Raw genomic sequence first — 7,190 nt, 5'->3', positions numbered from 1 at the left:
AAACGGTGTTATTCAAACTGATGGTTCATCTGTAGTATTGCCAGGTATTGCAACTCTAAACAATGCTAAATTAGATATGCTTGCAGATGCTGACTGTAATTGGTACATTGATTACAATTATGAAAACATTGACCCTGAAACAGAATTACCTATAGGTACATTGAAAATACCATGTACATTATTACATGATGATATTCTAGTAGACTCAAGATCAATCCTAAAAAAATCAGTTGAAACTTTCAAAACAACTCTTCTTGATTTGCTTAAAGAAAATCCATCTGCTTTAAGTTCTTTTGATTTCGAATATAAAGATATTGATAAATTAACTCTCACATCTGCTACTGAGTTAGAATTTTGGGTAAAAACACCTAATGATAAAGCAGATATAGAAGAATTATCTACATCTCAAGTACTAAAAGAACAATATTGGAGTAAAACTAAAGGAAATGTTAGAACAGCTCTTGAACAAACTCTTCTATTAATGCAAGAGTATGGTTTTGAGCCTGAAATGGGACATAAAGAAGTTGGCGGAGTAAAAGCTCAAATAGGCGAAGCTGGTTCTCTTACACATATTATGGAACAACTTGAAATAGATTGGAAATACTCTGATGCCGTGCAATGTGCAGATAATGAGTTATTCATTAGAAATTTAGTAAAAGAAACATTCAGACTTAACGGTTTAGATGTTAACTTTTTAGCAAAGCCTGTCCATGATGTAGCCGGAAGTGGTGAACATACTCATATTGGAATTGCTGTAAAATTAAAGAACGGCAAGAGAGTTAACTTATTCAATTCAAATAACAACCATTTTCTAAGTACTTTAGGTTATGCTTCAATAATGGGTGTACTTAAAAATTATGAAGTAATAAACCCATTTGTTTCTTCAACAAATGATTCTTTAAGAAGATTAAAAGTTGGTTTTGAGGCTCCTATATGTATAGTAACATCACTTGGTCACAGCGTTGATGTTCCATCTAGAAATAGATCTATACTACTCGCATTAATAAGAGATCTTGATAATCCTCTTGCTACAAGGTTTGAACTTAGAGCTCCATGCCCACATACTAATACTTACCTAGCTTTATCTACTTTATATATGGGTATGCTTGATGGTATAGTCTATGCAATTAAAAACAACAAGTCTGAAGACGAACTTTTAAAAGAACTATCTAAAGCACCAGGAGATGATGCAGATTATTTAGAAAAAAATAGAGCATACAGAAGTGAAGAAGATGTATTTGAATACTATACTGAAGATCAACGTGCAGATTACTTTGGTAAAGCACCTAAAACGGTTTATGAAAATGTTAGTTCATTAGACGAATTCCCAAATAAACTTGAAATTCTTAAAACTGGTGATGTATTTACTACTAGCATAATAAATAGTTTTAGAATGGCAATAACATCTAGATGGGTTACTGAAATAAACAATAGATTATTAAACAATTATGCAGAAGAAATCAGAAAATGTAAAATGATTCACACTGCTGAACTAGCATTAGATTTAGATTTAGCAAATTGGCAAAAAGTTAATGATCTAAGACACTCAATTATGAAAGATACTTATTCTAAAACTAGCCTATTTACTAAGATAAAGGATGCTTCTCAAAGTGAAAACTATGCAGAACTTTCTACATTACAGATACAATTAGATGCGCAAATTGAAGAGCTTAGATTCTGTTATTCTAACTATCAAAAGAATTTATTAGATATCTAATAAATTTAAAACTTATATAAAATAAATTTAAAAACAACCTTAATAGTATTTTACTATTGAGGTTGTTTTTTTGAATAATTTCAATATAAATATAATAATTTATTAATATTTTATAGTATATATCCCTAGAGTATTAAGAATACCCTTTGAAATTGCATTAGCCACCTTAGTTTGGTACGCAAAACTATTTAATAGTTTTTCTTGTGCTAGGTTAGAAATAAATCCGGTTTCTATAAGTATTGATGTAGCATCCGTATGTTTTAAGACATAATAATTTTCAGTTCTAATACCCCTATTTGTTGACCCAGTTGCTTTAACTATTTCAGTCTGGATTGCCTGTGCTAACTTTGTTGCGACTGAACTCCCCGCATAAGTATAAGTTTCAGTTCCTGTGGCTGAAGGGGCCCCACTATTCGCATGTATACTTACAAAATAATTTGGTTTAGCATTATTTGAAATATTACATATTGCTTGAAGATTTTGGGTTACATTGCTTGTCCAACTTACTGTGTCACTTTTTCTTGTGTATATTGTTTCAATACCATTTTTTGTTAATACAGCTCCTGTTTTTAAAGCAATCGCAAGATTAACATTTTTCTCCATAACTCCTGTAGGTCCGACCGCTCCTGAATCATAGCCTCCATGACCTGGATCTAAAACTATCTTGTACTTCGCAGTAATTGGTGCACTTTTAGTAGTAAAAGCCATTCTAACTTCATTTGGAAGGAATTTTCCATCAGAAGACTTCACTTGACTTTTCACGATCAATGTATACTTCTTATTATATTCATAGCTTTTAACCGGTTGAACTACTACACTTTTTTTACTACTTGCCAAACTAACTTTGATTCCTATGTAAGTATTGCCCTCTGAAATCACCTTAATGTTTGTTGTGTTCACTGTACTAACATTCAAAGTTTTATTAAAACTCACTGTAAAAATCTTACTAACTACCACATCTTTTTTTGCCGCCATATTTGTAATTGTACTTGCATTTACTATTGTTTGCATAGGTATACAAACAATTAAAGCTAAAATCATAATTATAAATACTTTAAAAACTTTTCTCATATAACCCCCTTCTAAAACTTTATATTATTAATGAAATTATTAATATAATTCCACCTATTTAGTAAGAATTCACTTTTTTAAATCTTTATAGTGTATTATTTTACAAAGAGTGGCATAATTTAATTACAAATAGTATTATAATATACTCATTCACTTTAAAATACGTTCCACTTAAATAATGGTTTCAATTTATATAAATAAATACATCTTTTTTTAAAAAGGAGGAAATTACATGAAAATCACTTGGCTAGGCCATTCATGTTTTCTTTTAGAAGATTCAAAAGGTATTAAACTTTTAACTGATCCATTTGATGCCACTTTAGGATATGAACTTTATAATGGTAGTCCAGATATTGTAACTATAAGCCATCAACATTTTGATCATAATTACACTAAAGAACTTATGGGTAATTATAAAATTATAAATGAGATAGGCATATCTACTGTTTACGATATATCTATAAAAGGAATTCATTCTTATCATGACAAGAATAAAGGTGCAAAACGTGGTGACAATATAATATTCAAATTTACAATTGATGGATATTCAGTGTGTCATTTAGGTGATCTAGGTCACACTCTTTCAAATGATGATCTTTGTGCTATAGGTTCTATAGATATACTATTTATTCCTGTAGGTGGTAACTATACAATAAACGGAAAAGAAGCCTCACAAATCACTAAAAAAATAAATCCTAAAATAGTTATACCTATGCACTATAAGACATCACGTGTCTCTCTTCCTTTAGATGGAATTGAAACATTTCTTATGTACATGAAAAATGCCACAAAAATAGGTAGTAATACTTTAGTAATTAATAATGAAATTAACGAATCTCTAGCAGTCAAAATATTAAATTTTATCCAATAGATAAATTATCTATATTTACCATTTAAATTAATTAATTACAAAATATATGTTTTTAATAAATTATAAAACAAATATGATAATTATATTTGTTTTTTTCTAAAATCTATTTAAAAATATGGTAAAGTGTAGTATTATGATACTTATGTTACACATGTTGCAAATTTTTTTATTCAGGAGGAAAGTTATATGAAAACAGGTACAGTTAAATGGTTTAACTCAGAAAAAGGGTTTGGATTTTTATCAGTAGAAGGAGAAGAGGATGTATTCGTACATTTCTCAGCTATTCAAGGAGACGGATACAAATCTTTAGAAGAAGGACAACAAGTTCAATTTGAAATAACTACTGGTGCTAGAGGCCCTCAAGCTTCAAACGTTACTAGATTATAATTCAAAGTCCACTCAATCTATAATACAAATTAATTATAGATAAAAACACCTATCACTTTGTGATAGGTGTTTTTAAGTTTAATTACATAAAATAGGCAACGCTGTTTATAGGATTAAATAGCCTGTCTCAGGCTACATATCAAATTTACTCTCTGACATACCTTGTTTATTTTAAAGTTAAGCACAGCTAAACCTAAGCTAGTACATATACTTATTAGCAGTTCAAATCAGCCCTGTATATAACTCTTAATAAGATTATCCCTTTCTTGAATATAATAGCATCTTTTGCTAAAACTATAGTAAAGATATTTATGAAAGGATGTTTTTATAATGTTTGGGAAAATAATAGATATGAATAGTACAGACGCTTTTATAAATTTTCAAGATGGAACTACTATAGATGTAAGTATAACAAGGTTACCTAGGAATTCTAAAACAGGAGATACTATCGATTTAGATATTGGAAACTTCACTAATATGTTTAAGAATGAGATGTTTAATCTTTTTTAATGGTATTTCAATAAAACGAACTGTATTTGTTTTTATAAATACAGTTCTTATATTATTTAGACATATTTTTTTTTATTTTTTCAAAATTAAATAATAATACTCCAACAATTAATACAAACAAACTAATAAATTGAGACGTAGAAAGTATAGATACACTTCCTCTAGGGTCACCTCTTAAAAACTCAATTAAAAATCTTCCTATACTATATATGATAAGATAAAGAGAAAACAATCTTCCTTTTTTTCTATCGCCCCTATCTACCCTATCATACCAAAGTAAAAAAAATGCTAACATAAAATCAAATATTGAAGAATAAATTTGTGTTGGTATTAAATGTACATTTGCAGGTGCAAATGGTGAATTATTAAACTCTACACCTATTGGTAATGATGTGACCTTTCCATAGCAGCATCCGGCCAAAAAACATCCTATCCTACCAAATCCCTGTGCTAGTGGTAAACTAGGAACCAACAAGTCAAACACTCTAAGTGTATTCCACTTCTTTTTTTTTGTATAGATGTAAACTCCTAATATCCCTCCCAAAATAGCTCCATAAATAACAAATCCATTTCCAATATTTTTTAATACTGAAGGATTTTGTAACACTTCCTTAATATCTGTAATTATATACATTACCTTTCCGCCTATTAGACCACAAATTATCGAAATTACCGCCATATTCCAAATACTGTCATCATCATATTGTTCTTTTTTACCTCTATATGATAATAAGCAAAGTGCTGCAAGAATTCCTATCATTATCATTAATCCATACCCATAAATTTTCACAAAAGAAAACTCAAATAATATTGGTTTCATTTGCTCACCCCCTTACTAATAAAAACAAAAACTAAGAGAATTATAATACACTAAAAAGTTTAAAGCAAATATAATTAATTTTATCGAATTTTTAACGTTTCTACTATGCTTTCGAAAACGGCTCCATACATTTCTTTAAAATTAACATTTTTTATGAAAAATGAAAATCTATAAAACTCTTCACCATCATCAACAAAATATTCATAGGACCTATACCAATTATTATCTGATACATTAATTAAATATTGTACAACATATGTTTTTTTACCATTAATAGTAATGTCATTAATCTTATAATCTTTAATTTTATTTTGTTCCTCTGATATGTTTTTACTATTATCTAAAAACTTTTTTAAGTCCTTTCTCCCCTTCCACACTTCTACAAATCCATGAATTACTGCATCGGATGATTTAAAATCGTTGTGGTATAAAATCTCATCCCCTAAAAATTTTTTTTCATTTGTTATCCAACCTTTAGGTAATTTATAATTCACTTTCCCCTGTATGGCCACATAATCATCCAATAACTTAATATTGTTTTCTATAAGAATTGTTGATTTTAACTTTTGATCAAATTGTTTTGATATTCCGAGTAGCGTAACCATAAGTCCGAAAACTATTACTATAATCCCAACTTTTTTTCTATTTACAAATATAATTTTCAATACTTCCCTCCAAATGTTAATATTAATATACTATATGATAAATAGTATATTAATATTAAAAAATAAAATGTGTGACTAAACAATAGTCACACATTTTATCTTATCTACATTATTTTTTTATAGGGACAACAACCGTAGAATTTTTAAAATCATAAAACATTAACCAATGTCCCATTTCATCATTTTCTTTATCAGCAATCCAAGTAACAAACCCAGTTTTTCCTCCATAAGGTTGATGCGCTTTATTTCTGCTTCCAGGTATACCATAAACTATATATTTCATGTTTCCTTTTGAATCACATTTATATCCTAGCATAAACGATTTGCAATTTCTAATATATGGATAATAACAAATCATAGGATAATATGCTATTGCATATTTATTATAATCACTCAAATCATACATATTCTCTAAGTTATGCACAGGAACCTTATACCATGTGCACCACTTAATTTCATTAGTAAAATCAGGTACTTTCACGAAATCTTCCGCTACTGACTTAAAAAAATTCCCCATGGCACCTTTAGGATATTCATCTTTATAAGAATTATTTTCCTTTTTATTACATCCATACTCTTTTTTCTTGTTGTCTTGTTCACAATGCTTTTTGTCCTTATCCCTAATGATATCTTCAAACTCTGATTCAGGATTACTTTCTTCAACTTTCTCTTCTTTTTCTTCTTCCATTGGAATTTCGATATCACAACTATTAACTCTTTGATTAATATCAATTTCTTCGGCTACATTCTTCTGATCTTCTAAAGGTAAAACATCATTAGATTCAATCCTTTGCTCAATATCCACTTTTGGTGCTACCACATCATCTACTTTTTTATCTGCTATATCACTTTTAACCTTAATCATCTCGATGCTTTGTTCGTATTCATCAAATTCATTTTTCACATTATCTGTTCTAGTTTCTTTAGTTTCTTTAGTTTCTTTGTTTTCTTTACTTTCTTTATTAGAATCAGCTAACTTATAACTTTTCCATTCATTTGGTTTTTCGGTTGTTGAAAATCCACTCATTATTGAAATCACATTGTTATCTAGAAATTTTACAATTGCAGCTCCAATAATTTTTTCAGCATTAATGCCTGTGTCTGCTATATTGTCCATATCATATTCAAGATCGGAAGAGCACACGTCTG

General features: G+C 28.9%; 7 protein-coding genes. 4 read left to right on the top strand and 3 right to left on the bottom strand.

The genetic code is table 11. The features are described 5' to 3' along the window. On the top strand, positions 1-1,717 hold a 1,717-nt coding region (locus tag Q0649_RS18310; protein ID WP_298845423.1), incomplete at its 5' end, for a glutamine synthetase. Positions 1,718-1,819: 102 nt separating this feature from the next. Here the strand turns inward: Q0649_RS18310 and Q0649_RS18305 are convergent. After that, entirely contained in the window at positions 1,820-2,788 is a 969-nt protein-coding gene (locus Q0649_RS18305; protein WP_298845421.1) for an N-acetylmuramoyl-L-alanine amidase, read from the bottom strand. Between the two features lie 232 nt (positions 2,789-3,020). Here Q0649_RS18305 and Q0649_RS18300 point away from each other — a divergent pair, with 232 nt between their 5' ends. The 3 genes from Q0649_RS18300 to Q0649_RS18290 all read left to right on the top strand — a co-directional run bounded on the left by Q0649_RS18300 (position 3,021) and on the right by Q0649_RS18290 (position 4,556). Next, positions 3,021-3,659 (top strand): MBL fold metallo-hydrolase, encoded by a 639-nt coding sequence (locus tag Q0649_RS18300; RefSeq protein WP_298845419.1) that lies wholly within the window; start codon positions 3,021-3,023, stop codon positions 3,657-3,659. A 186-nt stretch (positions 3,660-3,845) separates the two neighbouring features. Continuing rightward, positions 3,846-4,046, top strand: a complete 201-nt coding sequence (locus tag Q0649_RS18295; RefSeq protein ID WP_071611001.1) for a cold-shock protein — start codon at positions 3,846-3,848, stop codon at positions 4,044-4,046. A 330-nt stretch (positions 4,047-4,376) separates the two neighbouring features. Next, on the top strand, positions 4,377-4,556 hold the full coding sequence (locus Q0649_RS18290; protein ID WP_298845408.1) for a hypothetical protein: 180 nt from the start codon (positions 4,377-4,379) through the stop codon (positions 4,554-4,556). Positions 4,557-4,608: 52 nt separating this feature from the next. Here the strand turns inward: Q0649_RS18290 and Q0649_RS18285 are convergent, their stop codons facing one another. Beyond that, positions 4,609-5,376: a prolipoprotein diacylglyceryl transferase gene (locus Q0649_RS18285; RefSeq protein WP_298845407.1), complete on the bottom strand. Its 768-nt coding sequence runs from the start codon at positions 5,374-5,376 to the stop codon at positions 4,609-4,611. An 80-nt stretch (positions 5,377-5,456) separates the two neighbouring features. After that, positions 5,457-6,041, bottom strand: coding sequence for a hypothetical protein (locus Q0649_RS18280; RefSeq protein WP_298845406.1), 585 nt, complete (start codon positions 6,039-6,041; stop codon positions 5,457-5,459). Positions 6,042-7,190 lie beyond the last annotated feature (1,149 nt).

The organism is uncultured Clostridium sp., from assembly GCF_937920395.1.
Lineage (GTDB): Bacteria > Bacillota > Clostridia > Clostridiales > Clostridiaceae > Clostridium_AD.
This window is presented reverse-complemented; position numbering and strand designations above follow the sequence as displayed.